Annotated in this window: 20 protein-coding genes, 1 tRNA gene and 1 pseudogene; 13 read left to right on the top strand and 9 right to left on the bottom strand. The window is 65.0% G+C overall.

Annotated features, from left to right (window positions below):
- Positions 1 to 188 precede the first annotated feature (188 nt).
- The 12 genes from ABL840_RS04440 (at position 189) to ABL840_RS04385 (ending at position 9,888) form a co-directional block, all read left to right on the top strand.
- The gene (locus tag ABL840_RS04440) at positions 189 to 452 is read left to right on the top strand and encodes a hypothetical protein (RefSeq protein ID WP_228121903.1); all 264 of its coding nucleotides are present in this window, start codon (positions 189 to 191) and stop codon (positions 450 to 452) included.
- Complete coding sequence (locus ABL840_RS04435; protein ID WP_093298979.1) at positions 449 to 1,873, top strand: TolC family protein; 1,425 nt, start codon at positions 449 to 451, stop codon at positions 1,871 to 1,873. Before ABL840_RS04440 ends, ABL840_RS04435 begins: the two co-directional genes overlap by 4 nt.
- Before the next feature lie 36 nt (positions 1,874 to 1,909).
- On the top strand, positions 1,910 to 3,325 hold the full coding sequence (locus tag ABL840_RS04430) for a multicopper oxidase family protein (RefSeq protein WP_093298977.1): 1,416 nt from the start codon (positions 1,910 to 1,912) through the stop codon (positions 3,323 to 3,325).
- 43 nt (positions 3,326 to 3,368) lie between these two features.
- A complete protein-coding gene (locus tag ABL840_RS04425; RefSeq protein WP_093298974.1) occupies positions 3,369 to 3,860 on the top strand; it encodes a cupredoxin domain-containing protein in 492 nt (163 codons plus the stop codon).
- 75 nt (positions 3,861 to 3,935) lie between these two features.
- Positions 3,936 to 4,310 (top strand): copper-binding protein, encoded by a 375-nt coding sequence (locus ABL840_RS04420; RefSeq protein WP_176947362.1) that lies wholly within the window; start codon positions 3,936 to 3,938, stop codon positions 4,308 to 4,310.
- Positions 4,311 to 4,359: 49 nt separating this feature from the next.
- Positions 4,360 to 5,172 carry a methyltransferase, TIGR04325 family gene (locus ABL840_RS04415; RefSeq protein ID WP_176947361.1) on the top strand — a complete coding sequence of 271 codons (813 nt, stop codon included), beginning with the start codon at positions 4,360 to 4,362 and terminating at the stop codon, positions 5,170 to 5,172.
- Between the two features lie 132 nt (positions 5,173 to 5,304).
- Positions 5,305 to 5,643, top strand: a complete 339-nt coding sequence (locus ABL840_RS04410) for a hypothetical protein (RefSeq protein ID WP_093298969.1) — start codon at positions 5,305 to 5,307, stop codon at positions 5,641 to 5,643.
- Between the two features lie 62 nt (positions 5,644 to 5,705).
- Positions 5,706 to 6,365 carry a c-type cytochrome gene (locus tag ABL840_RS04405; RefSeq protein ID WP_093298967.1) on the top strand — a complete coding sequence of 220 codons (660 nt, stop codon included), beginning with the start codon at positions 5,706 to 5,708 and terminating at the stop codon, positions 6,363 to 6,365.
- Between the two features lie 139 nt (positions 6,366 to 6,504).
- Complete coding sequence (locus ABL840_RS04400; protein WP_228121904.1) at positions 6,505 to 6,825, top strand: hypothetical protein; 321 nt, start codon at positions 6,505 to 6,507, stop codon at positions 6,823 to 6,825.
- A 56-nt stretch (positions 6,826 to 6,881) separates the two neighbouring features.
- A complete protein-coding gene (locus ABL840_RS04395; RefSeq protein ID WP_093298964.1) occupies positions 6,882 to 7,073 on the top strand; it encodes a heavy-metal-associated domain-containing protein in 192 nt (63 codons plus the stop codon).
- A gap of 115 nt (positions 7,074 to 7,188) precedes the next feature.
- The gene (locus tag ABL840_RS04390) at positions 7,189 to 9,627 is read left to right on the top strand and encodes a heavy metal translocating P-type ATPase (protein WP_093298961.1); all 2,439 of its coding nucleotides are present in this window, start codon (positions 7,189 to 7,191) and stop codon (positions 9,625 to 9,627) included.
- Positions 9,628 to 9,672: 45 nt separating this feature from the next.
- Positions 9,673 to 9,888, top strand: a complete 216-nt coding sequence (locus tag ABL840_RS04385) for a hypothetical protein (RefSeq protein WP_093298959.1) — start codon at positions 9,673 to 9,675, stop codon at positions 9,886 to 9,888.
- Positions 9,889 to 9,898: 10 nt separating this feature from the next.
- Here ABL840_RS04385 and ABL840_RS04380 read toward each other — a convergent pair whose 3' ends face one another.
- On the bottom strand, positions 9,899 to 10,138 hold the full coding sequence (locus tag ABL840_RS04380) for a hypothetical protein (protein WP_143093984.1): 240 nt from the start codon (positions 10,136 to 10,138) through the stop codon (positions 9,899 to 9,901).
- Positions 10,139 to 10,593: 455 nt separating this feature from the next.
- On the opposite strand from ABL840_RS04380, the pseudogene ABL840_RS04375 reads away from it, so the two are divergent.
- A pseudogene (locus tag ABL840_RS04375) lies at positions 10,594 to 10,803 on the top strand (IS3 family transposase); the annotation flags it as partial.
- A 179-nt stretch (positions 10,804 to 10,982) separates the two neighbouring features.
- Here ABL840_RS04375 and ABL840_RS04370 read toward each other — a convergent pair.
- The 8 genes from ABL840_RS04370 to rpoB all read right to left on the bottom strand — a co-directional run bounded on the left by ABL840_RS04370 (position 10,983) and on the right by rpoB (position 25,423).
- A tRNA-Phe gene (locus ABL840_RS04370) sits at positions 10,983 to 11,058 on the bottom strand.
- 21 nt (positions 11,059 to 11,079) lie between these two features.
- Positions 11,080 to 11,781 (bottom strand): response regulator, encoded by a 702-nt coding sequence (locus tag ABL840_RS04365; protein ID WP_093207017.1) that lies wholly within the window; start codon positions 11,779 to 11,781, stop codon positions 11,080 to 11,082.
- 96 nt (positions 11,782 to 11,877) lie between these two features.
- A complete protein-coding gene (locus ABL840_RS04360; RefSeq protein ID WP_093298953.1) occupies positions 11,878 to 14,211 on the bottom strand; it encodes a sensor histidine kinase in 2,334 nt (777 codons plus the stop codon).
- On the bottom strand, positions 14,208 to 14,774 hold the full coding sequence (locus ABL840_RS04355) for a DUF4390 domain-containing protein (protein ID WP_176947393.1): 567 nt from the start codon (positions 14,772 to 14,774) through the stop codon (positions 14,208 to 14,210). Before ABL840_RS04355 ends, ABL840_RS04360 begins: the two co-directional genes overlap by 4 nt.
- 58 nt (positions 14,775 to 14,832) lie before the next feature.
- A complete protein-coding gene (gene rsmB / locus ABL840_RS04350; RefSeq protein ID WP_176947360.1) occupies positions 14,833 to 16,230 on the bottom strand; it encodes a 16S rRNA (cytosine(967)-C(5))-methyltransferase RsmB in 1,398 nt (465 codons plus the stop codon).
- 101 nt (positions 16,231 to 16,331) lie between these two features.
- Positions 16,332 to 16,943, bottom strand: coding sequence for a lema family protein (locus ABL840_RS04345; protein WP_093207009.1), 612 nt, complete (start codon positions 16,941 to 16,943; stop codon positions 16,332 to 16,334).
- Positions 16,944 to 17,041: 98 nt separating this feature from the next.
- On the bottom strand, positions 17,042 to 21,277 hold the full coding sequence (gene rpoC, locus ABL840_RS04340) for a DNA-directed RNA polymerase subunit beta' (RefSeq protein WP_093207007.1): 4,236 nt from the start codon (positions 21,275 to 21,277) through the stop codon (positions 17,042 to 17,044).
- Positions 21,278 to 21,298: 21 nt separating this feature from the next.
- Entirely contained in the window at positions 21,299 to 25,423 is a 4,125-nt protein-coding gene (gene rpoB / locus ABL840_RS04335) for a DNA-directed RNA polymerase subunit beta (RefSeq protein ID WP_093207004.1), read from the bottom strand.
- Positions 25,424 to 25,571: the final 148 nt, after the last annotated feature.

The following is a 25,571-nucleotide window of genomic DNA, read 5'->3' as shown; positions in this document are numbered from 1 at the left end:
CGCGAACGCTCATGCATCGCCTGCGTCATGCCTTTTCGGGCAGCTCTGACGCACTCCGTTCATGAACTTGCGAGGACTCCATGTTCCATTCATCGCCGGCCCATTGGCTGGCAGCTTTTCCCGCTTCGGCTGCGTTTGCCGCGTTGGCGACCCTGAGTGCCGCTGTCGCGGTGGCTCAACCCGCGCCCGTGAAATCCGCTGAGGCTGCGGCGCCCACCGTCCTGACCTACAGGTCCGCGCTCGAGGGCTATCAGCCCTTTGCCGACGAAAAGCCCATCCCCTGGAAAGAAGCCAACGAGACGGTCTATCGCCGCGGTGGCTGGCAGGCCTACGCCAAGGAGACATCAGGCTCCAGTGCGGCCGAGGCCGAATCGCCCAAGGGCGCCGCCGCTGCGCCCGCCGCGCAGCCAGGCCATTCGATGCCCATGCCTGCAAAGAAGGAGAAGCCATGAAGCGCGCCCTTCGTTTGACAGCCATTGCCGTCGCGACGGCTGTCCTCGCCGGGTGCGCGTCAGTCAGTATCGACGACGCCCTGAGTGACACAAATACCAATGCCCAGCAGTTCACCGGTGGGAAGCTCGAACTCAGCCGAACTCAGGAGCAGCGTGACCGCCGCGCCGCACTGTCGCAGGAACTGCTCGCCAAACCGCTGTCGCAGAGTGATGCGGTGCAGCTTGCGCTGGCCAACAGTCCTTCCGTCCAAGCGTTAATCGCTCAGAGTTGGGGCGACATTGCCGCGACTAACCAGAGCAGCCGGTTACCCAATCCGATCCTCTCGTTCGCGCGCACGCGCCTGAACAGCGAACTCGAGCTTGAGCGCCTGCTGTCCTTCGGACTGGTGGATCTGATTCTGTTGCCGCAGCGTTTGTCGATCTCCAGAAGCCAGGCCGCCCAGGCCAAAGTCCAACTGACCGGTGCCGTGGTCGACCAGGTCACGCAGGTCAAGCAGGCCTGGGTGCGTGCAGTCGCGGCGCAACAGACGCTGAAGTATGCCGAGCAGGTCAACAGGTCGGCCCAGGCCAGTGCCGAACTTGCGCGCCGGATGCAGCTCATTGGGAATTTCTCCAAGTTGCAGCGTGCACGCCAGCAGGTTTTCTACGCTGATGCGACGACCCAGCTCGCCTCGGCACAGCACGCCACCACCGCTGCACGCGAAGAGTTGGTTCGTGTCCTGGGGTTGAACGATGACCAGGCCACCAGACTGGCGTTGCCCGAACGCCTGCCTGACCTGCCCAAGACTCCTCGCGAAGCGAAGGAGGTCGCAGCGACCGCTACTGAGCAACGCCTGGATGTCCAACTGGCACGTGCCCAGTTGGACGTGGCGGGCAAATCGCAAGGTATCAACTTGCTGTCGACCTTCATCGACGTCGAGGTGGGCGGTCGGCGCGACACGGTGTTCGACAACGCGGAGAACACCAAGAGCACCCGCCGGGGCTTCGAGCTCGATATCCGCCTGCCGCTGTTCGACTGGGGGTCAGCGCAGCGCGACATGTTGAACGCGCAGTCGTTGGCCGCGGCCAACCGCTACGACGCCACCGTGCGTGGCGCTTCCTCTCAGCTGCGAGAGGGCTACTCGGCCTACCGCACTGCCTACGACATCGCACGGCACTACCGCGACGAGATCGTGCCGCTGCGCCAGGCCATGGCCGATGAGAACGTGCTTCGCTACAACGGGATGTTGATCGGCGTTTTCGAACTGTTGGCCGAGGCGCGTGACCAGATCGCCAGCGTGACCAACGCGATCAATGCCCAGCAGCAGTTCTGGCTGGCTGATGCCGCGCTGGCGGCTTCGGTGATGGGCAAGCCCACGTCCGCAGGGGCCTCGATGGCCAGCTCGGGCGGCGAAGGCGCCTCCGCTGGTGCGGCGCACTGAGCCCGCCCTCTGAGTTCTCCAACCGATTTGAACGACATGACAAACAGACGCAATTTCTTGAGCGGTGCGGGTGCCATCACGGGCGCCATCGCCGCGGCCAGCGTGAGCAAGGTGGCCATGGCCGCGCTGCCTGAGCCCGTGCTCCAGACCACGCCCAACACCATGCCGCCCTTGATGCCCTCGAGCGGACGCCCCTACAACCCCGTGGTCACGCTCAACGGCTGGACCTTGCCCTGGCGCATGAACAACGGCGTCAAGGAATTCCACTTGGTGGCCGAACCCGTGGTGCGCGAAATGGCGCCTGGCTTCAAGGCCAACCTGTGGGGCTACAACGGCCAGTCGCCCGGCCCGACCATCGAGGTGGTCGAAGGCGACCGCGTGCGCATCTTCGTGACCAACAAGCTGCCCGAGCACACCAGCGTGCACTGGCACGGCCAGCGCCTGCCCAACGGCATGGACGGCGTCGCCGGACTGAACCAGCCACCGATCCGCCCAGGCAAGACCTTCGTCTACGAGTTCGTAGCGCGCCGCCCCGGCACCTTCATGTACCACCCGCATGCGGACGAAATGACGCAGATGGCCATGGGCATGATGGGCTTTTGGGTGACGCACCCCAAGGCCGAGCATCCGTTGATCGAGAAGGTCGACCGCGACTTCGTGTTCCTGCTCAATGCCTACGACGTGGAGCCCGGCAGCGCCACGCCCAAGATCATGACGATGCTGGACTTCAACCTGTGGTCCTGGAACAGCCGGATCTTTCCGGGTATCGATTCGCTCAATGTCCGGCTCAACGACAAGGTACGCATTCGCATCGGAAACCTGACGATGACCAATCACCCGATGCACCTGCACGGGCACGAGTTCCTCGTCACGGGCACCGATGGCGGTCCGACGCCCAAGTCTTCGCGGCAGTACGAGGTGACGGCCGACGTGGCGGTCGGACAGATGCGCCAGATCGAGTTCCTGGCCGACGAGGAAGGAGACTGGGCCTTCCACTGCCACAAGAGCCATCACACGATGAACGCCATGGGCCACGACGTGCCGACCATGATCGGCCTGGACCACAAGGACGTGGCCAAGCAGATCACAAGCCTGGTGCCCGACTACATGGTCATGGGCGAGCGCGGCATGGCCGACATGGCCGAGATGGAAATGCCGATTCCCGATAACACCGCGCGAATGATGACCGGCGAAGGCCCGTTCGGCTCGGTCGAGATGGGCGGCATGTTCAGCATGGTCAAGGTGCGCAAAAACCAGAAGGCGGGCGACTACTCGAACCCGGGTTGGTTCAAGCATCCGAAGGGCACCGTTGCCTACGAGCTGGATGGACCGCCGCCCGAGACCTCGCGCCAACGCGGCGCCGGCGCCGCAGCGATGCCCGCTCAGAACATGCCCGCCAAGAACATCGAAGTCCAGATTCGAAAGCCCGGCGGCGGCCATTCGAACCACTAGTTCTCCCCCTCCGTTCCAAACTCCAACTCTCAAAGGAAAACCCATGAAACACAACTTCCGCAACACAGCTGTCGCAGCACTTGTGGCCCTGGCCGCCGCCGGCGCTTCGGCATCCGGCACCCACGCAGGCGGCCACGGCCACGATGCCAACGAGGCGATCGGCAAGCCCGGCGTGGCCACCAAGGCCACCCGCACGATCAACGTCGACATGACCGATAGCATGCGCTTCACGCCGGCCGACATCAGCGTCAAACAGGGCGAGACCGTGCGCTTCGTCGTCAAGAACTCCGGCCAGCTCAAGCACGAGCTCGTGATCGGGACGGAGAAGGAGCTCAAGGAGCACTACGAAGTCATGAAGAAGAACCCGGAGATGGAGCACTCCGATCCGAACATGGTGACGCTGGCCGCAGGCAAGAGCGGCGAGATCGTCTGGCAATTCACCAAGGCCGGCAAGGTCGACTTCGCGTGCCTGCAGCCGGGCCACTACGACGCCGGCATGAAGGGCGCCGTGAACGTGACCAAGACCGGAAAGTAAGCGAGGCGCTCCCGCCGCCGGCTTCCATCGGAATGCGGCGGGACTCCAAATTCATTCATATCTCAGGAGATCCTCATGACCAACACCCGTATCGCACTCTTGGCATTCGTTGCCGCACTCTCGTTCGCTGGCGCCGCCGGCGCGCAATCTTCCAAATCCATGTCCGACATGCCGGGCATGTCCGAGAAGGCACCTGCGGCCGGCGGCTCGGATGCGGCCGCAGCGTCGGACCTCAGCGAAGGCGAGATCCGCAAGGTGGACAAGGACAACAAGAAGCTCACGATCAAGCACGGCCCGCTCAAGAACCTCGACATGCCGGGCATGACGATGGTGTTCGGCGTCAAGGACGACGTCATGCTCGACAAGGTCGAGACCGGCGCCAAGGTCCGTTTCCAGGCGGAAAAGATCGACGGCAAGATCGTCGTCACGAAGATCGAATCGGCCCGCTGAGCGCGTAAAGAATCAATGGGCGGCGACTATCGAAAGGATGGAGGAAGGAATGGCTTACTCGAGTGCTTCGCAAGTCGTTCGGCAGATCCTGGAGGGACCGGTTACCCGGCCAGCGTTGCGGCGCTGGCGGCGCCAGCAGTTCTTTTCCGAGGCCGGATTCGGTAGTTACTTCGGACTGTTCAAAAGCTTTTCCGAAGCCCGGGATTGGCTGCCTGACAGTCCGGAATTCGACCACGCGGCCTTGGCGCAAGAGTACGTGAATGTCCGCACGAAGAAGGTGTTTGCCTACGACTACCCCGTGATGTGGTGGCTCGAACGTGCGTTCAGAGATGGTGCCACCAAGCTGCTCGACATCGGTGGCTCGGTGGGGGTTCACTTCTATGCCTATCGCCGCTATTTCGAGATGCCCCAGGGCCTTTCCTGGCGCGTCGTTGAAGTGCCTGCGATCGCGGCCCTGGGGCGAGATATCGCCAGCGGGGCCAACGCCACTGGACTGAGCTTCGCCGAGGATCTTTCGCAGGCGCTGCCCGGCAACGATATCTGGCTGTCTGCCGGCGCCCTGCACTATGTCGAGAATTCGCGTCCCGGTGATCTGCTTCAACGGTGCGACACGCGGCCACGGCACGTCTTGCTGAACAAGCTCCCGCTCTACGACGGCGAGGACTACGTCACGGCACAGAACATCGGTGCCGGCTGCTTTGCGCCCATGCACGTCTACAACCGCGAACGCTTCATCAAGGAAATCGAGGCGCTGGGGTATACCTTGCGCGACCAGTGGCAGGTTCCTGAGCGTTCGTTGTATCTGCCGGGATTTCCCGAGCGCAGCATTCCGACGTTCAGTGGCCTTTACTTCGCCAGTTGAGCAATGCAAGCCAAAGCGTCCACGCGTGCTCGCCAGTCCTTGCGGGCTGCGCGTACGTTGTTCGCAGTGGCAATGGAGAAGAAGCCTCGCATCACCGCGAGGGCATATTCCGCTGCGGGCGGAATCCTCGGTATGGCGCTCTTCGCCGGTCTGACGGGGTGCGCCGATTTCTACCGGCAGTCTCGCGATTTCCAGGACGGCTGGCGCACCGGGGAAATTGTCGAAATCGGCCGCGCAAAAGAGATTCAACGAGGCGGGCGCACGGATTGCAGGAAGACCGCCAGCGCCGACGAACTTGCAGTACGACGCTTCGCCATCCTGGTCGATCGTTCCACGGGGCGGCGACATGCGCACATCGAGATGCTGGATCCTGCGACATCTGTCGCGCTGGGCGACGTCGTGTGGACCAACGTCGACAGGTGCGACACACCCGTTCGCGTGCTGTCGCATGCACGAGCGCTGCGCGGCTGACGCGGCCTTCCCACGATCTGCGGCCATCCTTGCAGCCGGCCCACCACAAACCTCGGCACCTTATGAACTCTTTCGCTTCCTTTCTTCTCCTCACCGTCGGTGGACTTGCTTCAGGTTTTTCATTCGCCGCCGATCCTGCCGTGCCAGCGCCGATCGAAAGGGTCTTGGCCCCTTCGTCGAAACCCGACATTGCGAATGGCGAAGTCGTCTTCAATGGCAAGTCATGCGCCGCGTGCCACAGCGCGGATGGCAACTCGGCCATCCCCGCCAATCCCAAGCTGGCTCAGCAGCATCCCGAGTACCTGGTCAAGCAGCTTCAGGAATTCAAGTCCGGGAAACGCAAGAGCCCGGTCATGAGCGGCATGGCGGCAATGCTGTCCGAGAAGGAAATGCGCGACGTCGCCTGGTTCCTGGGTTCCAAGTCCATCAAGCCGGGGTTTGCGAAGGACAGGGATCTGGTGGCGCTGGGCGAGAAGATCTATCGCGGCGGCATTGGGGAGCGAAGTGTCCTGGCCTGCGCAGGCTGTCACAGCCCCAACGGCGCCGGCATCCCGATCCAGTACCCGCGTCTGGGCGGACAGAACGCCGAGTACATCGCCGCTCAGCTGACCGCGTTTCGCGATGGGGTACGACTCAACAGCGTGCCCATGAGCGGCGTTGCAGCCAAACTCAACGATCGCGAAATCAGGGCCGTTTCCGACTACATCGCGGGGCTGCATTGAACGACGCCATGCCTCCAGAGCTGCTCTCGCCTTAGGAGCTAGGTATGTACGTGACGGGGCGATGGGTTTCAACCAATGTTGTCGGCACGATGTTCATCGCCTGGCTCGTTGGTGTGATCATCTTCGTGGCCGTTCTCGTGTGGCAACTCCGAAAACATCGAAAGGAAAATTCCACTGGCGACAGACGCCCAGGTTCGGCTCGACCGAGTGGCTCGAGGAAAACCAAGCGCCGCCGGCGGGGCAGATGACCGCACCGTCAATGTCGGACCCGGTCAGCGCTTACGACGTGATCTGGAAAGCCTTGCGGCCTGGTAGATGGCTGGTCCACTGCCACATCCCGCGCCAGACGACCAACAACGACCTCGAACAGGACGGGGGCGGCGGCCTGATGATGGTTCTGGAGGTGAAGAGTCGGAATGCGCAGAACCACACCACTGACGGACTGGCGCCGGTCGCTTGACCTTCACACGATGTCAAGCCTGATACTGGAATCACCTTTCAACCAAGGAGCCTCTCATGCAAGAGTTCGTCATCCAATCGATGTCCTGTGGCAGCTGCGCGAGCCGGATCGCTCAGGCCGTGAAGAACCTGGACGCCACGGCGAAGATCGAAGTCGATCTGCCGGCCAAAACGTTGCGCGTCGACAGCGCTGAGGACCGTGAGTCTGTGACTGCCGCCCTGACGGAAGCCGGCTACCCGCCGAAGTGATTCGCCGGCACGGGACAGCGGCCTTCATCGGCTGATGTGTATCGAGCTGGCCTGTGTGGACTGAATGCACCGCCATGTAAGGTGCATTCAGCCAATTTTTCGTTGGAGAACTTGAATGAACCCCACGCCTTCCAACCAGCATGAACACCATCTGGGACATCACGGGGCGCACCCGCCCGCCTCTGGAGAGCCTTCGCAGAAGACCGATGCGATTTTGAAGGATCCCGTTTGTGGCATGGCGGTGACCACGCGGTCCGCGCACGTCCTGCAGCACGAAGGCGGGCCGGTCTATTTCTGTAGTGCGGGGTGCAAAGCCAAATTCGAGGCCAACCCGGCCAAATACGCGAAACGCGGCACGCAGCAGACGGCCCCGCTCGTGCTTGCGCCCGCGCAGCCGGCTCAACCCGGTCCTCCAGGCACGATCTACACCTGTCCCATGCACCCGGAGATCCGGCAAGATCACCCGGGCAACTGCCCCAAGTGCGGCATGACGCTGGAGCCCGAGATGCCGACCCTCGACGAGGGCGAAGACCTCGAGCTGAAAGACTTCAAGCGACGCTTCGTCTGGACCTTGCCCCTCACCGTCATCGTCACAGTGCTCGCCATGGCCGGCCACCGCCTGCAGTGGTTCGAGATGGACACGCAGAGCTGGATCGAACTTGTGCTCACCATGCCGATCGTCCTGTGGGCCGGGTGGCCGTTCTTCGTGCGCGCGGCGCAGTCTGTGGCAAACCGCAGTCCGAACATGTGGACCTTGATCGGCCTGGGCACGGCCGCGGCCTTTGTCTATAGCGTCGTGGCCACGGTGGCGCCCGACGTGTTTCCCGCGTCGTTCGTGTCGATGGGGCGCGTGTCGGTCTACTTCGAAGCGGCCGCGGTGATCATTTCTTTGACCTTGTTGGGTCAGATCCTCGAACTCAAGGCGCGGTCGCAGACCTCCGCAGCCATCAAGTCGCTGCTGGGCCTTGCCCCCAAGACAGCGCGCCGCATCGACCCTGACGGTGCCGAGGAAGACATACCGATTGGCCACGTGCATGTGGGCGACAAGCTGCGCGTGCGCCCCGGAGAGAAGGTGCCCGTGGACGGTGTGGTGATCGAAGGCAACAGCGCCGTCGACGAATCCATGCTGACTGGGGAGCCATTGCCCGTGACCAAGCGGATTGGCGACAAGCTTATCGGCGCAACGCTGAACACCAACGGCGCACTTGTGATGCAGTCCGAGAAAGTCGGCTCGCAGACCGTGCTCGCGAGCATCGTGCAGATGGTCGCGCTGGCGCAACGCTCCAGGGCGCCGATGCAACGAATGGCCGATCACGTTGCCGGCTACTTCGTCATGACCGTCATCGGCATCGCGGTGCTGACCTTCTTCGCCTGGGGATTCTTCGGGCCGCAGCCCAGTTGGGTCTACGGCCTGATCAATGCCGTGGCGGTGCTCATCATTGCCTGCCCCTGTGCACTCGGCCTCGCCACGCCGATGTCGATCATGGTGGCCACGGGCAAGGCGGCCACGCAGGGCGTGCTGTTCCGCGATGCCGCGGCGATCGAGAACTTCCGCAAGGTCGATGCGCTCATCGTCGACAAGACCGGCACCCTGACGGAAGGCCGGCCGCAGTTCGAGCGCGCGGTGCCTGCGCCGGGCTTCACCGCCGACGAGGTGCTGCGACTCGCAGCCAGCCTGGACCAGGGCAGCGAACACCCGCTGGCCGACGCCATCGTGCGGGCGGCGCGCGAGCGCAACCTGGCGCTGGACACGCCCGACGGTTTCGAATCCAGCAGCGGCATCGGCGTGAGCGGCGGCGTGGGCAGCAGGAAGCTGGCGCTCGGCAACACGGCGCTCATGGACCAGCTGCGCGTGCGGGTCGACGACCTCAAGCCGCAGGCCGAGGCCATGCGGGCCGAGGGCGCGAGTGTCATGTTCCTGGCTGTGGACGGCCAGCCTGCCGGCTTGCTTGCGGTCTCGGACCCAATCAAGGCCACCACGATCGAGGCGCTGGCCGCGCTCAAGGCCTCGGGCCTGCGGGTCATCATGGCGACCGGAGACGGGCTGACCACGGCCCGGGCCGTCGCAGCGAAGCTGGGCATCGACGAGGTGCATGGCGAAGTGAAGCCCGCCGACAAGCTCGCGCTGGTGGACAAGCTGCAGCGTGAAGGCCGGATCGTCGCCATGGCGGGGGACGGCATCAACGATGCGCCCGCGCTCGCCAAGGCCGACGTCGGGGTGGCGATGGGCACCGGCACCGATGTCGCGATGAACAGCGCCCAGGTGACGCTGGTCAAGGGCGACCTGCGCGGCATTGCGCAGGCGCGCGTGATCTCCGAGCAGACCATCGCCAACATGAAGCAGAACCTCGGCTTCGCCTTTCTCTACAACGCTCTCGGCGTGCCACTGGCCGCGGGCGTGTTGTTCCCGTTCACGGGCTGGCTGCTGTCGCCGATGATCGCGGCGCTGGCGATGAGCCTGAGCTCGGCGTCGGTCATCACCAATGCCTTGCGCTTGAGGGGAGCAAAAAGCGACACCCACGGGCCACACGCCGACGCAAAGTCGCCCTCCTAGAGGCGCGTTGGATCGAGTGGCGTCACTCCGTGCGAAGGAGTTCCTATGAAGTCCGAACTGTTTGAGCAGCATTTGCTGGACGTCTACCAGGAGGCCATCCGATTTCGCAAGTGGGCGGTCGCGGAGCATCTGTTGTGCGCCATCGAGGCGTGCGCACCAGCGGAAGCACCAATCAGCGCGAGCGTGGCCAGTGCCTACAGTGTTCTGGCCGCCGAGGCGCAAAAGCCCCGGCGATGTGGAACGCGCTCGAAGCGTGATTGAGGCGCGACGGTCAGTCTTTGGCGCGGGGTTTGAGGAGATTGGCGAGGGCCTTCTGGTCTTCGGCCAACTGGATGCGCATGAGCTGGAGCACGCGCAGGGCGAGACCGGACAGGGGCTGCCCAGGGAGAAGCACCAACACACCCGCGAAGGAGACATCCAGGGACAGCGGACGGATGGTCAGGCCGCGTTGAGCGTATTCCATGGCGGTGACCGGATTGACGACGCCGATGCCCATTCCGCTCAGGGCCATTTCTCACACGCTCGCCGCGTAGGGCGTCTCGACCAGCACACTCAACCCGACGTTGCACTCCGCCAATGCCCGCTCCAGGCGCCGCCGAGACGCGTCCTCGGGGTTGAGCGCTAGGAATGGCTCTTCCGCGAGCTGATGCGGTTGGATGGTCCTCGCCTTGGGCCTTGGTCAGCCGGTGCCTCGCATGCATCACCACCACACCTGGGAAGCGCGCGAACTCGGAATGCTCCAGGACTGTCGTCGGCATCTCGTCGCCCATTAGCCCGAAGTCGACCTGCCGTCCCAGTACGGCCTCGTGCACCTCCCGCGAGCTGAGCACCTGCAGCGAAATCTGCGGCCGGGCTTCGTTGTCGCGGCGCTCGACCACCAGCCGCGACAGCACCCCGCAGGCCGAAGGCCGGATAGACCGCCATGCGCAGCGTGTTGACGCCGAAACACCCGCTCGATGTCTCGCATGCTCACCTGATAACGAAGCTTGCGAAGGCTTCTTCGGTCGGCTGAAGAACGAGCTGTTCCATCCTCGAGACTGGAAGAACGCCACCATCGAGCAATTCATCGAGGCGGTCGACTCAGACATCCGCTGGTACAACGAGAAGCGGATCAAGATCTCTCTTGGCTCTCTCAGCCCTATCGAATACCGGGTGAGCCTTGGACTTGCGGCATAAAACCAGTCCAAGTTTTTATCCGCACCCCTAGGGTCAGAGATCAGCGGAATTCAACACCTTGTGGAAAAGCATTGATTTGCGATGATCCTACTTGCCTACATGGTGCCTACACGACACCAGAAAGCAAAAAGCCCAACCTAGCAAGATTGGGCTATCTACTTGATCCTAAAAGGAAAATTTGGTGGCCTGGGGCGGAATCGAACCACCGACACGCGGATTTTCAATCCGCTGCTCTACCAACTGAGCTACCGGGCCATTGCTGTGTGCAGCCTCAAATTATACAGCGCTTCTTCGCCCTCTTGAAAGATCAACGCCAAGTTGTTTGAGTTTTCTGTAGAGATGGGTGCGCTCGAGGCCGGTTTTCTCGGCGACGCGGGTCATCGAGCCGTTCTCCATCGCGAGGTGGAACTCGAAGTACGCCTTCTCGAAACCGTCGCGCGCGTCGCGCAGCGGGCGGTCGAGGTCGAAGCTCTGGGTCGATTGCGGGCCGGCATCGGCCACGGGCACCGAGGCCAGCGACGCCATCAGCAGGCTGTCGCCCGTCGTCGTGATGGCGGCCGACTGGCTGCCGGTGACCGGCGCGGGCACCACGCCCGCAGCGGCACGGCGTGCGTTCTCGCGGGCCAGGCCCTGCTCCACCGCCTTGAGCAGCTTCTGCATGGTGATGGGCTTTTCGAGGAAGGCGAACGCGCCGATGCGCGTGGCGTCGACCGCGGTGTCGATGGTGGCGTGGCCACTCATCATGATGACGGGCATGGTCAGGAGGCCCGCGGTGGACCACTCCTTGAGCAGCGTGACGCCGTCGGTATCGGGCATCCAGATGTCGAGCAGCACGAGGTCGGGCCGTGCGCGCTGGCGTGCAGCGCGAGCTTCGGCTGCGTTCTCCGCGAGCTCCACGTTGTGGCCTTCGTCATTGAGAATTTCGAAGAGCAGGTCCCGGATGCCCAGCTCGTCATCGACCACGAGAATGTTTGCCATGAGTGATGCTTGTTGTGTGCGCTGGTGTCTGCAATGTTTGTCGAGTCGCTGGCCGATCCGTCGCCTGTGCGACGGACATTCGTTCGTGCGTGCGGCTCAGGCGGCGGAAGACTTCGACGAATCTTCGGTGTGAGCGACCGCTGCCTGCGGCTCGCCTGCCAGCGCGAATGATAGCGAGACTTGTGCCCCCGCTACAGCCCCATCGACGACGCGGTTGGAAAGCTCGATGCGCGCGCCGTGCTCGTCGGCGATCTTCTTGACGACCGCCAGCCCTAAACCGGTACCTTTTGTTTTCGTGGTGACGTAGGGCTCGAACGCGCGCTTGAGGATGTTCTCGGCGAAGCCCGGTCCGGTGTCCTGCACGGTCAGGCGCACGCGCTGGCCGGAGTCGGCGAGCCGCGTGCGGATAGTGACCTCGCCGACCTTGCCCGTGCCGCTGGCGGCGGCCTCGGCGGCGTCCTGCGCGTTTTGCAACAGGTTGTGTATGACCTGGCGGATCTGCTGCGCGTCGCCACGGATGGGCGGGCAGCGTTCGTCGAGTTCGGAGCGCAGCGTGATCGGCAGGTTCTCCGCGCTGTAGAGCTGGAGCACGTCGGTCAGCAGCGCGTTCAGGTCCACCGGCTTCAGGTCGGCCGCGGGCAGGCGCGCGTAGTCGCGGAATTCGTTTACCAGCCGCTTCATCGCATCGACCTGGTCGACGATGGTCTTCACCGACTTCACGAGCACGGCCTGCTCGGGCGGCTGGACCTTGCCGGAGAGCTTCATCTCGAGCCGCTCGGCCGAGAGCTGGATCGGCGTGAGCGGATTCTTGATCTCGTGCGCGAGCCGGCGCGCAACTTCGCCCCAGGCCTGCGCGCGCTGGGCCGAGACGATCTCGGAGATGTCGTCGAACACCAGCAGCCGCGCGGCACCGGGCAGCTCGGCGCCACGCGCGACGATGTTGATGGCGCCGTCCTGCTGCGGCAGGTCGGCACCGGAGGCATGCAGCTCGAAGGCATGCTGCCAGTGGTCGAGGCCGTGCTGCATGCGCTCGACGAGAAAGTCCTCGAACTGCTGCTGCACCTTGGCGCCGAACTCCGCCAGCCCAGGCACTTCGACGAGCAGCCGGCCTTCGTAGGCCGCTAGCGGCGCGCGCAGCACGCGGGTCGCGCCCGGATTGGTGGACAGCACGGTGCCCTTGGCATCGAGCACGATCACGCCCGAGGTCAGGTTGTCGAGGATGGTCTGCAGGTTGGCCCGCGCCGCGTCGAGCTGGCCCATGGTCTTCTCGACCGCGCCGCGCGCATCGGCCAGCTGTTGTGTCATGACGGCGAAGGAGCGCGTAAGGCCGCCCAGCTCGTCCTTGCCCTGCAGCACGGCGGTGGGCCTCAGGTCGCCGGCGGCCACCTGCCGCACGCCGTCGGCCAGCACGAGCAGCGGGCGCGCGAGCTGGTTGCCGAAGAGCACGGCCAGCAGCACCGCACCGAACACGGCGAGGAACAGGCTCAGCGTGAGCGTGCCGATATACATGCGGCGCAGCCCCTCGCGCGCGATCGCACGCTCCTGGTACTCGCGGTTGGCTTCCTGCACGTCCAGCGCGTTCTTGACCACCGCCGGCGGCAGCGGCCGCGTGACCTGCAGATAGCGCGGCGCGGTGTCGAAGTCGAAACCCGGCCTTTGCACCATGGCGAGCGCACGCACGCTGGCGACCGGCGGAGTGGCGCCCGCCGCGGTGGTTTCGTCCAGACCCTCGACGTGCGCGACGGCGCGCTCGGGGCGCACCTGGCGAAACTGCTGCACGGTCGGGCGCTCGGGGTTGAGCTGGAAGCGCGAGGTGCCGGCACTGGCCACCAGCTGGCCGCTGCCGGTCCAGAGAATGACGTCGCTGGCCTCGAGCTGGTCCCGGATGCGCTCGAGCACCAGGCCCGCGCTGGCGTCGGGCACCTGCGCCAGCTGCGCGCTGGCGCTGCGCGTCTTGACGGCAAGATCGTCGGACAGCGAATCGAGCGTGGCGCGCCCGAGGTTCAGGCCGGCGTCGAGCGCGCCTTCCACCTTGACGTCGAACCAGCTCTCGATGGAGCGCGCGACGAACTGGTACGACACCACGTAGACCAGCGCCCCCGGCACCACCCCCACCAGCGCGAAGATGGCCGCGAGCTTGATGAGCAGCCGGCTGCCGAACTTGCCCTGTCGCAGGCGCCGCAGCAGGCGGAAGGCCACCCAGCCGATCACCAGCACCAGCAGCACCGCCACCACGACGTTGATGCCGAACAGGCGCACGTAGTAGCGCTCGTACAGGGCGCGGTTGTTGGTGGCCTGGGCCAGCAGGAACATCAGCACGAGGCCGATGGCCGTGACCAGCGCGGCTCCGACGCCGATGGCCCAGCGTCGGGCCCGCGCGCGGCTCGCGGCCGACGAGGCCGAGGTGCCGCCGCGCTCCGGAGTGCTCACTTCTGCTTCTCCACCGCGAGACGCGCGGTGCGCTCGACGGCGATGTTCCAGTCGGACTGGCCGACCACGCCGATCTGGAAGGGGCGCGGCAGCTGCGAGGTGTCGAGCCTGAACCGGAACGTGACCTGGTGCTGCGGGTCGTCGCCGATCTCAGCCACGTCGCCCATGCGCAGGCGACCGACTCGCTTGATGGCATCGAGCGCGTCGCCGAGGGTGTCGAAGTTCTGGTTCAGCGAGATGCCCAGGCCGGCCGCGCCGGTCATCGGCGCCGCCGACACGTTGAGCCGCCAGCGCCGCGTGAGCGGCTGGTAGGCCAGCCGCATGTGGCGCGTGACCTGCGCGACCTTGCGGTCGGTCCAGTACCAGCGCTCCTGGAAGAGTTCGGCCTCGGCCACGAAATAGACGGCGATGCCCTTGTCGAGCACCTCCTCGACCAGCGAGGGCAGCTCGAACTGCACCGCGGCGCTGAAGTAGATGCCGTCGTCGGACTGCTCCAGCCGCATCTGGGTGATCGACGCGCCGTTGCGGCCCTGCGCGGAGACCGGAGCCGGCAGGAAGGCCATCCAAATCGCCCAGATCCAGAGCAGGACGGGCAGCGACAGGATCAGCCGGCGCCGTCGCTCAACGCGGACGCTTTTCAAGCAGGGCGTAGAAGAAGCCGTCGTGGTCACCAGAGGCATTGTCCGGGACGCTGCGGGCATTCGACCCGCTTTGGGGCAGCAAATGGCCCGGCGATGGCAGCAATCGTGCGTCGGTGTTGTGTACAAGAAACGCATCAATTTGTTGCGAACCCTCTTCGCGGAACACGGAGCAAGTGCAGTACAGAAGCCGCCCGCCGGGCCGCACCAGCGGCCACAGGGCCGCCAGAAGCGCGGCCTGCTGGGCGGCGAGCTGGGCGGTGTCGCTTTCGCGGCGCAGCCAGCGCACGTCGGGATGGCGCCGCACGATGCCCGAGGCGGTGCATGGCGCGTCGAGCAGGATGGCGTCGAAGGGCGTGCCGTCCCACCACTGGGCCGGCCGGGCCGCATCGGCGACGAGCACCCTGGCCTGGAGCCCGAGGCGGGCCAGGGTTTCGTCGATGCGGCGGCTGCGCGTTGCATCGACTTCCAGCGCGGTGACGTCGATGGCGCCGGGGCTCGCCATCTCGAGCAGATGGGCGGTCTTGCCGCCGGGAGCGGCGCAGGCGTCGAGCACGCGCAGCGGCGCGGCCGTCTCGCCGGGCTTCGCTGGCTGCAGCAGGCCGTCGAGCAGCAGCGGCGCAGCCATCTGCGCGGCGGCGTCCTGCACCGAACAGGCACCATCGGCAAAACCGGGCAGCTGCTGCACGGGGCGGGCGCGCGCCAGTTGCAGGCCGCTGGGCCCCACGCGCGTCGCGCCCAGGCCGACTGCCTCCAGCTCGGCGAGATAGGAAGCAGCGGTCGTCTTGCGTGCATTGACCCGCAGCGTCATCGGCGCCTGCGCGTTGTCGGCAGCGAGCACGCGCTGCCACTCGCGCGGATGGTCGCGCCTGAGGCGCTCGATCCACCAGCGCGGATGGTTCCATTGCGCGACGGGTTCGGTGTCGGTGGCGGCCACGAGCTCGTCGCGCTCGCGCAGGAAGCGCCGCAGGCAGGCGTTGATGAAGCTGGCCTGCGCCCGCGTGGCGGGGTTGCGCTTGGCGGCCTCGACGGCCTGGTCGACCAGCGTGAAAGGTTCGTAGGGCGCGTGCGCGGCGTCCCAGGCAAGCGCCAGTGCGGTGCACAGCAGTGCATCGGGCAGGGGCGGCGGGGTGCGCTTGGCCAGGTGGCGGCGCAGGGCCTCGGCGCGGCCGAGCCAGCGCAGCACCTGGAAGCCGAGCGCCTGCACGCCCGGCCGCAGCGCGGGCTCGACGGCCTCGAAGGCCACCGAGCCCGAGGTGCCGGCCCGGATCGACGCCAGCGCCGTCGCAGTCAGCTGCAGCTGGCGCCAGAGCGGAGGTTGTTGCAGCGGCGGCGTATCGCCATGGCCCCTGCGGGAAGGATCGGAAGGTAGTTCTGACAAGTTGGAGGCGATGGTAACGGGCCGGCCAAAGGCCGGACTTCGCGCATGGAAAGAAGAAGAAACGGAGAGAAACGGTGGTCGAAGCGCGCCGCAAGCTCTATTCAGAGCAGCGGAGCTGCCGGACGCAGACGCACGGCCCATGCCACCAGTACCGCCGGAAACTGCGCGATCGCGGCGTTGTATTGCGCCACCGCCAGGTTGAACTGGCTGCGCGCGATCTCGGCCGCGGCCGAGGGCTCGGGCCAGCCGATCGGTTCGGCGGCGCCGGACACCACGGTCGTTGTCGTGCCGGGCTGCAGCGGTACGGGCCGCGACAGCGTGCCGTCGGCATCGAACACCGTCACCTGGTCGGGGTGCTGGCGCTGCCAGGCTCCGATCCAGACCTGCAGCGCGGTGGCCAGCGCGGCCATGCCGCCGACATCGAGCGGTCGCAGCCGGGTCGCTCCCAGCAGGGTGGCGAGCTGCGCGGTTGCCGCCTGCAGCGGTGCGACCGAAGACAGCAGCTCGCCCGTGGGCGCGGCCTCGGGTTGCGGCCCCGCCGCGATGCTGGCCTGCACGAAATCCAGCTGCTTGCCCAGCGCCGCATCGAGCTGGCCATAGGCCTGCAGCACGGCCGCGCGCAGACGCACCAGCCGGTTGTAGGCACCGACAAACCAGAACAGCAGGATCGCGATCACGATCCAGCCGGCCATCGATTCGGGCAACAGACTCATCGACCACCAAGCCTCATGGGAACACAAAGAAAAACGCCCCCCAACCGGGGGCGGTCGGGGGGCGTGATGTACCGGTCATGGCCGGTGATGCTAACCAGTTATTCGGTCGCAGCGCCTTCGCTGGCTTCCGTCGTGCTGGCAGCCGCATCGGCTTCACCGGAGCCAGCCAGTTCGGCTGCTTCCGATTCGGCGATGGCGCGGCGCTCGGCCTCGTCCATGGCGTCCTTGACCTTGCGTGCCTGGTGGTACGCCATGCCGGTGCCCGCGGGGATCAGGCGGCCGACGATGACGTTTTCCTTCAGGCCGCGCAGCTCGTCGCGCTTGCCCATGATCGCGGCTTCGGTCAGCACGCGCGTCGTTTCCTGGAACGAAGCAGCCGAGATGAACGAGTCGGTCGACAGCGATGCCTTCGTGATACCCAGCAGCAGGTTGGTGAACGTCGCGGGGATCTTGCCTTCGGCGCGCAGGGCGTCGTTGGTGTTGAGCATTTCGCTGCGTTCGACCTGTTCGCCGGAGATGTAGCTCGTGTCGCCGATGTTGTCGACCACGACGCGGCGCAGCATCTGGCGAACGATCACCTCGATGTGCTTGTCGTTGATCTTCACGCCCTGCAGGCGGTACACGTCCTGCACTTCGTCCACGATGTAGCGCGCCAGTTCTTCCGAACCCAGCAGGCGCAGGATGTCCTGCGGGTCCGCCGGGCCGTCGACCACGGATTCGCCCTTGTTCACCACCTGGCCTTCGTGCACCAGGATGTTCTTTTCCTTCGGCACGAGGTCTTCCCAGACCGTGCCTTCCGGATCGGTGATCTGCAGGCGGATCTTGCCCTTCGTTTCCTTGCCGAACGACACGGTACCGGTCATTTCGGCCAGCATGCCCTTGTCCTTCGGCGAACGGGCTTCGAACAGCTCGGCAACGCGCGGCAGACCGCCGGTGATGTCGCGGGTCTTCTGGCCTTCGACCGGAATACGCGCCAGCACTTCGCCGGGGCCCACGTCCTGGCCGTCACGCACCTGCACCAGCGCGCCGATCGGGAAGCCGATCGTCACCGAGTGGTCGGTGCCCGGGATCTTCACTTCGGCGCCGGAGGCGTCGATGAGCTTCACCTGCGGACGAACGACCTTGGCGGCGCCGCGGCGCTTCGGGTCGATCACGACCAGGGTCGACAGACCGGTCACTTCGTCCACCTGCTTGGCGACCGTGAGGCCTTCCTCGACGTTCTCGAACTGCGTCTTGCCGGCGAATTCCGTGATGATCGGGCGGGTCAGCGGGTCCCAGTTGGCCAGGACGTGGCCAGCCTTGATCTGCTGGTCGGCCTTGACCGTCAGGGTCGCGCCGTACGGCACCTTGTGGCGCTCGCGCTCGCGGCCGTGCTCGTCGTGGATGATGATTTCACCCGAACGCGAGATCACGACCAGCTCGCCCTTGCTGTTGGTCACGTAGCGCATCGTGGCGTTGAAGCCGATCGAGCCGTTCGACTTGGCTTCCACGCTCGAGGCGATGGCGGCGCGCGAAGCGGCACCACCGATGTGGAAGGTACGCATCGTCAGCTGCGTGCCCGGTTCGCCGATGGACTGGGCGGCGATCACACCGACGGCTTCGCCGATGTTGATCAGGCCGCCGCGGCCCAGGTCGCGGCCGTAGCAGGTCGAGCAGATGCCGAAGCGGGTTTCGCAGGTCAGCGCGGTACGCACCTTGACCTCGTCCACGCCCTGCGCCTCGAGCTCCTCGATGGTGTCCTCGTCGAACATCTCGCCGGCCTTCAGCAGCACCGCGCGGTTCTCGGGGTGCAGCACGTCGTCGGCAGCGGTACGGCCGAGGATACGGTCGCGCAGCGATTCGATGACTTCACCGCCTTCGACGATGGCGCGCATCAGGTAGCCGCCGTGCGTGCCGCAGTCCTGCTCGGTGACGACCAGATCCTGCGTCACGTCGACCAGACGACGGGTCAGGTAGCCCGAGTTCGCCGTCTTCAGCGCCGTGTCGGCCAGACCCTTACGGGCACCGTGGGTGGAGATGAAGTACTCCAGCACGTTCAGGCCTTCGCGGAAGTTCGCGGTAATGGGCGTCTCGATGATCGAGCCGTCAGGCTTGGCCATCAGGCCGCGCATGCCGGCCACCTGGCGAATCTGGGCCGCGGAACCGCGGGCACCCGAGTCGGCCATCATGTAGATCGAGTTGAAGGACTCCTGCTCGACTTCCTTGCCGTTGCGGTCGATGACCTTCTGCTTCGACAGCTTGGCCATCATCACCTTCGACACTTCGTCGCCGGCCTTGCCCCAGATGTCCACCACCTTGTTGTAGCGTTCGCCGGAGGTCACGAGACCCGAGACGTACTGCTGCTCGATCTCCTTCACTTCCTTGGCCGAGCGCTCGATGATGCCGTGCTTCTCCGAAGGCACCAGCATGTCGTCGATGGCGATCGAGATGCCGGCCTTGGTCGCCAGGCGGAAGCCGTTCTGCAGCAGCTTGTCTGCGAAGACAACGGTTTCCTTCAGGCCGCACTTGCGGAACGAGACGTTGATGAGCTTGGAGATCTCCTTCTTCTTCAGCGCCTTGTTGATGTTCGAGAACGGCAGGCCCTTCGGCAGGATCTCGGACAGCAGCGCGCGGCCCACGGTGGTGTCCACGAGCGAGGTCGACGGCGTGAATTCGCCGGTTTCCTTGTTCTTGGTGTACTCCGTGATACGCACTGCCACCTTGGCGGTGAGTTCGACTTCGTTGGCGTCGAGCGCGCGCTGGACCTCACCGATGTCGGAGAAGACCAGGCCTTCGCCCTTGCCGTTGATGCGGTCGCGGGTCGTGTAGTACAGACCCAGCACCACGTCCTGCGAAGGAACGATCGACGGTTCGCCCGAAGCCGGGAACAGCACGTTGTTGGAGGCCAGCATCAGCGTGCGGGCTTCCATCTGCGCTTCCACCGACAGCGGCACGTGGACGGCCATCTGGTCGCCGTCGAAGTCGGCGTTGAATGCCGCGCAGACGAGCGGGTGCAGCTGGATGGCCTTGCCTTCGATCAGGATCGGCTCGAAGGCCTGGATGCCCAGACGGTGCAGCGTAGGAGCGCGGTTCAGCATGACCGGGTGCTCCTTGATGACCTCTTCCAGGATGTCCCAGACCACCGGCGTGCCCGATTCGACTTCCTTCTTGGCAGCCTTGATCGTGGTCGCGATGCCCATGGCTTCGAGGCGCGAGAAGATGAAGGGCTTGAACAGCTCGAGCGCCATCAGCTTCGGCAGGCCGCACTGGTGCAGCTTGAGCGTCGGGCCCACCACGATGACCGAACGGCCCGAGTAGTCGACGCGCTTGCCCAGCAGGTTCTGGCGGAAGCGACCGCTCTTGCCCTTGATCATGTCGGCCAGCGACTTCAGCGCGCGCTTGTTGGCGCCCGTCATGGCCTTGCCGCGGCGGCCGTTGTCCAGCAGCGAGTCGACGGCTTCCTGCAGCATCCGCTTCTCGTTGCGCGCGATGATTTCCGGAGCCTTCAGCTCCAGCAGGCGGCGCAGACGCGAGTTGCGGTTGATGACGCGGCGGTACAGGTCGTTCAGGTCGGAGGTCGCGAAGCGGCCGCCGTCCAGCGGCACCAGCGGACGCAGGTCCGGCGGCAGCACGGGCAGCACGTCGAGCACCATCCACTCGGGCTTGATGCCCGACTTGCGGAAGGCTTCCAGCACCTTCAGGCGCTTGGAGTTCTTCTTGACCTTGACTTCGGAGCCGGTCAGGTCGCCGCGCAGGCGTTCGATCTCGCTGTCGAGCTCGATGCCTTCCAGCAGGTCCTTGATGCCTTCGGCGCCCATCTTGGCGACGAACTCGTCACCGTATTCCTTGCGCTTCGCGTCGTAGTCGTCCTCGGACATGATGCCGAACTTCTTCAGCGGGGTCATGCCGGGGTCGGTGATCACGTAGGCTTCGAAGTACAGCACGCGCTCGATGTCGCGCAGCGTCATGTCGAGCACGAGGCCCAGACGCGACGGCAGCGACTTCAGGAACCAGATGTGTGCGCAGGGCGCGGCCAGGTCGATGTGACCCATGCGCTCGCGACGCACCTTGGTCTGCGTGACTTCGACGCCGCACTTCTCGCAGATCACGCCGCGGTGCTTCAGGCGCTTGTACTTGCCGCACAGGCACTCGTAGTCCTTGATGGGGCCGAAGATCTTCGCGCAGAAGAGACCGTCGCGCTCGGGCTTGAACGTGCGGTAGTTGATCGTCTCGGGCTTCTTCACCTCGCCGAAGGACCACGAACGGATCTTCTCGGGCGAAGCCATGCCGATCTTGATGGCATCGAAATGCTCATCGGGCGTGAATTGCTTGAACAGGTCGAGTAGCGATTTCATAAGACTCTTTCCCTTTTCAAATTAGGAACGCTCGAGCTCGATGTCGAGACCCAGCGAACGGATTTCCTTGACCAGCACGTTGAACGATTCCGGCATGCCGGCTTCGATCGAGTGCTCGCCCTTGACGATGCTTTCGTACACCTTGGTGCGGCCTTGCACGTCGTCGGACTTCACGGTCAGCATTTCCTGCAGGACGTAGGAAGCGCCGTAGGCTTCGAGCGCCCACACTTCCATTTCCCCGAAACGCTGGCCGCCGAACTGCGCCTTGCCGCCCAGAGGCTGCTGCGTGACCAGCGAGTACGGGCCGGTCGAGCGGGCGTGCATCTTGTCGTCCACCAGGTGATGCAGCTTCAGGAAGTGCATGTAGCCGACGGTGACGGGACGCTCGAACTGGTCGCCGGTGCGGCCGTCGAACAGGTAGGCCTGCGTGCGGCTGTCGGTCAGGCCCTTGGCCTTGGCGATGTCGTCCGGGTAGGCCAGCTTCAGCATGCCGCGGATTTCCTCTTCCGAGGCACCGTCGAACACCGGCGTCGCGAAGGTCGCGCCGTTCTGCAGGTTGCCCGCCATCTCGAGCAGTTCGGTGTCGCTCAGCGAGGCGATGTCTTCCTTGCGGCCCGAACCGTTGTACAGCTGCTCCATGAACTTGCGCAGCTCGGCCACCTTGGCCTCCTGCTGCAGCAGGTCACCGATGCGCTGGCCCACGCCCTTGCCGGCCCAGCCCAGATGCACTTCGAGAACCTGGCCCACGTTCATCCGCGAGGGCACGCCCAGCGGGTTCAGGCAGATGTCGCACGGCGTGCCGTCGGCCATGTGGGGCATGTCTTCGACCGGAACGATCTTCGACACCACACCCTTGTTGCCGTGGCGGCCGGCCATCTTGTCGCCGGGCTGCAGGCGGCGCTTGACGGCCAGGTACACCTTGACCATCTTGAGCACGCCGGCGGGCAGCTCGTCGCCCTGCGTGAGCTTCTTGCGCTTTTCTTCGAACGCGAGGTCGAAGCTGTGGCGCGTCTGCTCCAGCGAGTTCTTGATCGACTCGAGCTGCGTTGCCACTTCGTCTTCCGCCGGGCGGATGTCGAACCAGTGGAACTTCTCGACCGACGACAGGTAGGCCTTGTCGAGCTTGGTGCCCTTGGCCAGCTTGTTCGGACCGCCGTTGGCGACCTTGCCGGTCAGCAGCTTCTCGATACGGTCGAACGCGTCGGCTTCGACGATGCGAAGCTGGTCGTTCAGGTCGAGGCGGAAGCGCTTCAGCTCGTCGTCGATGATCTGCTGGGCGCGCTTGTCGCGCTGGATGCCTTCGCGGGTGAACACCTGCACGTCGATCACGGTGCCTTGCGAGCCCTGGTCCACGCGCAGCGAGGTGTCCTTCACGTCGGAAGCCTTCTCGCCGAAGATGGCGCGAAGCAGCTTCTCTTCAGGCGTCAGCGTGGTCTCGCCCTTCGGCGTGACCTTGCCCACCAGCGTGTCGCCCGGCTGCACTTCGGCGCCGACATAGATGATGCCGGACTCGTCGAGGCGGTTGAGCTGCTGCTCGGCCAGGTTCGGAATGTCGCGCGTGATTTCTTCGGCGCCCAGCTTCGTGTCGCGGGCCATCACCACCAGTTCCTCGATGTGGATCGAGGTGTAGCGGTCTTCGGCGACGACGCGTTCCGAGATCAGGATCGAGTCTTCGAAGTTGTAGCCGTTCCAGGGCATGAACGCGATCAGCATGTTCTGGCCGAGAGCCAGTTCGCCGAGGTCGGTCGATGCGCCGTCGGCCACCACGTCGCCCTTGGCGATCTTGTCGCCGCGCTTGACGATCGGACGCTGGTGGATGTTGGTGTTCTGGTTCGAACGCTGATACTTGATCAGGTTGTAGATGTCCACACCGACTTCACCGGCAGCCGCTTCGGCGTCGTTCACGCGCACCACGACACGGGTCGCATCGACGTAGTCGACGATACCGCCGCGGGTGGCCGTGACCACGGTGCCCGAGTCGACCGCGGAAACGCGCTCGATACCGGTACCGACCATCGGCTTCTCGGGACGCAGCACGGGCACGGCCTGACGCTGCATGTTGGCGCCCATCAGCGCGCGGTTCGCGTCGTCGTGCTCGAGGAACGGCACGAGCGATGCGGCCACCGACACGATCTGCGCGGGCGACACGTCCATGTACTGGATGCGTTCGGCGCCGACCAGGATCGATTCGCCGGCTTCACGCGCTGAGACCAGGTCGCCGGTCAGCACGCCGTCCTTGTCCAGGGCCGCGTTGGCCTGGGCGATGACGTACTTGCCTTCTTCGATGGCCGACAGGTAGTCGATCTCGTTCGTGACCTTGCTGTCCACCACGCGACGGTACGGCGTCTCGATGAAGCCGTATTCGTTCAGGCGGGCGTACAGGGCCAGCGAGTTGATCAGACCGATGTTCGGGCCTTCAGGCGTTTCGATCGGGCACACGCGGCCGTAGTGGGTCACGTGCACGTCGCGCACTTCGAAGCCTGCACGTTCGCGCGTCAGACCGCCCGGGCCAAGGGCCGACACGCGGCGCTTGTGGGTGATTTCGGACAGCGGGTTCGTCTGGTCCATGAACTGCGACAGCTGCGAGGCACCGAAGAATTCCTTCAGCGCGGCCGAGATCGGCTTGCTGTTGATCAGGTCGTGCGGCATCAGCGGCTCTTGCTCCGCCTGGCCCAGACGCTCCTTCACGGCCTTCTCGATACGTGCCAGGCCGGTGCGGTACTGGTTCTCGGCCAGTTCGCCGACGCAACGCACGCGGCGGTTGCCCAGGTGGTCGATGTCGTCGACTTCGCCGTTGCCGTTGCGCAGGTCAACGAGGATCTTGACCACGGCCAGGATGTCCTCGTTGGTCAGCACCATCGGGCCGGTCGATTCGTCGCGGCCGACCTTGGCGTTGAACTTCATGCGGCCGACGCGCGACAGGTCGTACGTGTCCGGGTTGTAGAACAGGCGCTGGAACAGGGCCTGCACGGCGTCTTCCGTCGGCGGCTCGCCGGGGCGCATCATGCGGTAGATGGCCACGCGCGCGGCGAACTCGTCCACGGTTTCGTCGATGCGCAGGGTCTGCGAGATGTACGCGCCCTGGTCGAGTTCGTTCGTGTAGATGACCTGCACGTCCTGCACGCCGGCCGTGCGCAGCTTCTTCAGCAGCGCTTCGGTCAGCTCGTCGTTGGCCTTGGCCAGGATCTCGCCGGAGTCGGCGTCGACGATGTTGCGGGCGATCACGCGACCGATCAGGAAGTCTTCCGGCACGCTGATGTGCGTGGTGCCGCCCTGCTCGAGCTCACGCGTGTGGCGCGCGGTGACGCGCTTGTCCTTGGCGACCACGACCTTGCCCGACTTGTCGGTGATGTCGAAGCGCGCGACTTCGCCGCGCAGGCGCTCGGAGACGAACTCCATCTGCGCGCCGCTGTCCATCAGGCGGAAGTTGTCGTTCACGAAGAAGTTCGCGAGGATCGATTCCGGGTTCAGGCCGATGGCCTTCAGCAGGATCGTGACCGGCATCTTGCGGCGACGGTCCACGCGGAAGTACAGCATGTCCTTCGGGTCGAACTCGAAGTCGAGCCACGAGCCGCGGTAGGGAATCACGCGGGCCGAGAACAGCAGCTTGCCCGAGCTGTGCGTCTTGCCCTTGTCGTGCTCGAAGAACACGCCAGGCGAGCGGTGCAGCTGCGACACGATCACGCGCTCGGTACCGTTGATGATGAACGAACCCTTGTCCGTCATGAGCGGCACTTCGCCCATGTAGACCTCTTGTTCCTTCACTTCCTTGACCACCTTCGACTGCGAGGTCGACGACTCGCGGTCATAGATGATGAGCTGCACCTTGGCGCGCACGGCCGACGCGAAGGTCAGGCCGCGGGTCTGGCATTCGCGCACGTCGAACGCCGGCTTCGCCAGGTTGTACTCGAGGAACTTCATCTCGACGAAACCGTTGTGCGAGACGATCGGGAAGGCGGCGTCGAACGCGGCCTGCAGGCCTTCGACGGTACGTTGTTTCGGCGGGATGCCGGCTTGCAGGAACGCGGTGTACGCGTCTTTCTGCATCTGCAGCAGGTAGGGGATTTCGACGACGCTGTCGCGATTGCCGAAACTTTTTCGGATGCGCTTGCGTTCGGTGTAACTGTACGCGGACGATTGGGCCATGAGAGCTCCGGTGCTTGAGATCTTCAGCGACTTGTCAGCAGTGCCTGGGCACCACTGCTTGGCGGCTGGCCACTACCAGCCGTTGGCGGACAGCGATGCGTTGCACATCGCCCGAACCAAGGGGTCTTCTGCAGTCGGGGTCAGAAGA

The organism is Variovorax sp. NFACC27, from assembly GCF_048301545.1.
GTDB classification, from domain to species: domain Bacteria; phylum Pseudomonadota; class Gammaproteobacteria; order Burkholderiales; family Burkholderiaceae_C; genus Variovorax; species Variovorax gossypii.
This window is presented reverse-complemented; position numbering and strand designations above follow the sequence as displayed.

What these genes read in the sequence shown, in the direction of transcription:
- ABL840_RS04385 (WP_093298959.1), top strand. Translation starts at nt 9,673, where the DNA reads ATGAAGTCCGAACTGTTTGAGCAGCATTTGCTGGACGTCTACCAGGAG.
- ABL840_RS04430 (WP_093298977.1), top strand. Translation starts at nt 1,910, where the DNA reads ATGACAAACAGACGCAATTTCTTGAGCGGTGCGGGTGCCATCACGGGC.
- ABL840_RS04390 (WP_093298961.1), top strand. Translation starts at nt 7,189, where the DNA reads ATGAACCCCACGCCTTCCAACCAGCATGAACACCATCTGGGACATCAC.
- ABL840_RS04345 (WP_093207009.1), bottom strand. Translation starts at nt 16,943, where the DNA reads ATGAGTCTGTTGCCCGAATCGATGGCCGGCTGGATCGTGATCGCGATC.
- ABL840_RS04365 (WP_093207017.1), bottom strand. Translation starts at nt 11,781, where the DNA reads ATGGCAAACATTCTCGTGGTCGATGACGAGCTGGGCATCCGGGACCTG.
- ABL840_RS04410 (WP_093298969.1), top strand. Translation starts at nt 5,305, where the DNA reads ATGGCGCTCTTCGCCGGTCTGACGGGGTGCGCCGATTTCTACCGGCAG.
- ABL840_RS04405 (WP_093298967.1), top strand. Translation starts at nt 5,706, where the DNA reads ATGAACTCTTTCGCTTCCTTTCTTCTCCTCACCGTCGGTGGACTTGCT.
- ABL840_RS04415 (WP_176947361.1), top strand. Translation starts at nt 4,360, where the DNA reads ATGGCTTACTCGAGTGCTTCGCAAGTCGTTCGGCAGATCCTGGAGGGA.
- ABL840_RS04425 (WP_093298974.1), top strand. Translation starts at nt 3,369, where the DNA reads ATGAAACACAACTTCCGCAACACAGCTGTCGCAGCACTTGTGGCCCTG.
- rpoC (WP_093207007.1), bottom strand. Translation starts at nt 21,277, where the DNA reads ATGAAATCGCTACTCGACCTGTTCAAGCAATTCACGCCCGATGAGCAT.
- ABL840_RS04380 (WP_143093984.1), bottom strand. Translation starts at nt 10,138, where the DNA reads ATGGCCCTGAGCGGAATGGGCATCGGCGTCGTCAATCCGGTCACCGCC.
- rpoB (WP_093207004.1), bottom strand. Translation starts at nt 25,423, where the DNA reads ATGGCCCAATCGTCCGCGTACAGTTACACCGAACGCAAGCGCATCCGA.
- ABL840_RS04435 (WP_093298979.1), top strand. Translation starts at nt 449, where the DNA reads ATGAAGCGCGCCCTTCGTTTGACAGCCATTGCCGTCGCGACGGCTGTC.
- ABL840_RS04420 (WP_176947362.1), top strand. Translation starts at nt 3,936, where the DNA reads ATGACCAACACCCGTATCGCACTCTTGGCATTCGTTGCCGCACTCTCG.
- ABL840_RS04395 (WP_093298964.1), top strand. Translation starts at nt 6,882, where the DNA reads ATGCAAGAGTTCGTCATCCAATCGATGTCCTGTGGCAGCTGCGCGAGC.
- ABL840_RS04355 (WP_176947393.1), bottom strand. Translation starts at nt 14,774, where the DNA reads ATGGCCTTCCTGCCGGCTCCGGTCTCCGCGCAGGGCCGCAACGGCGCG.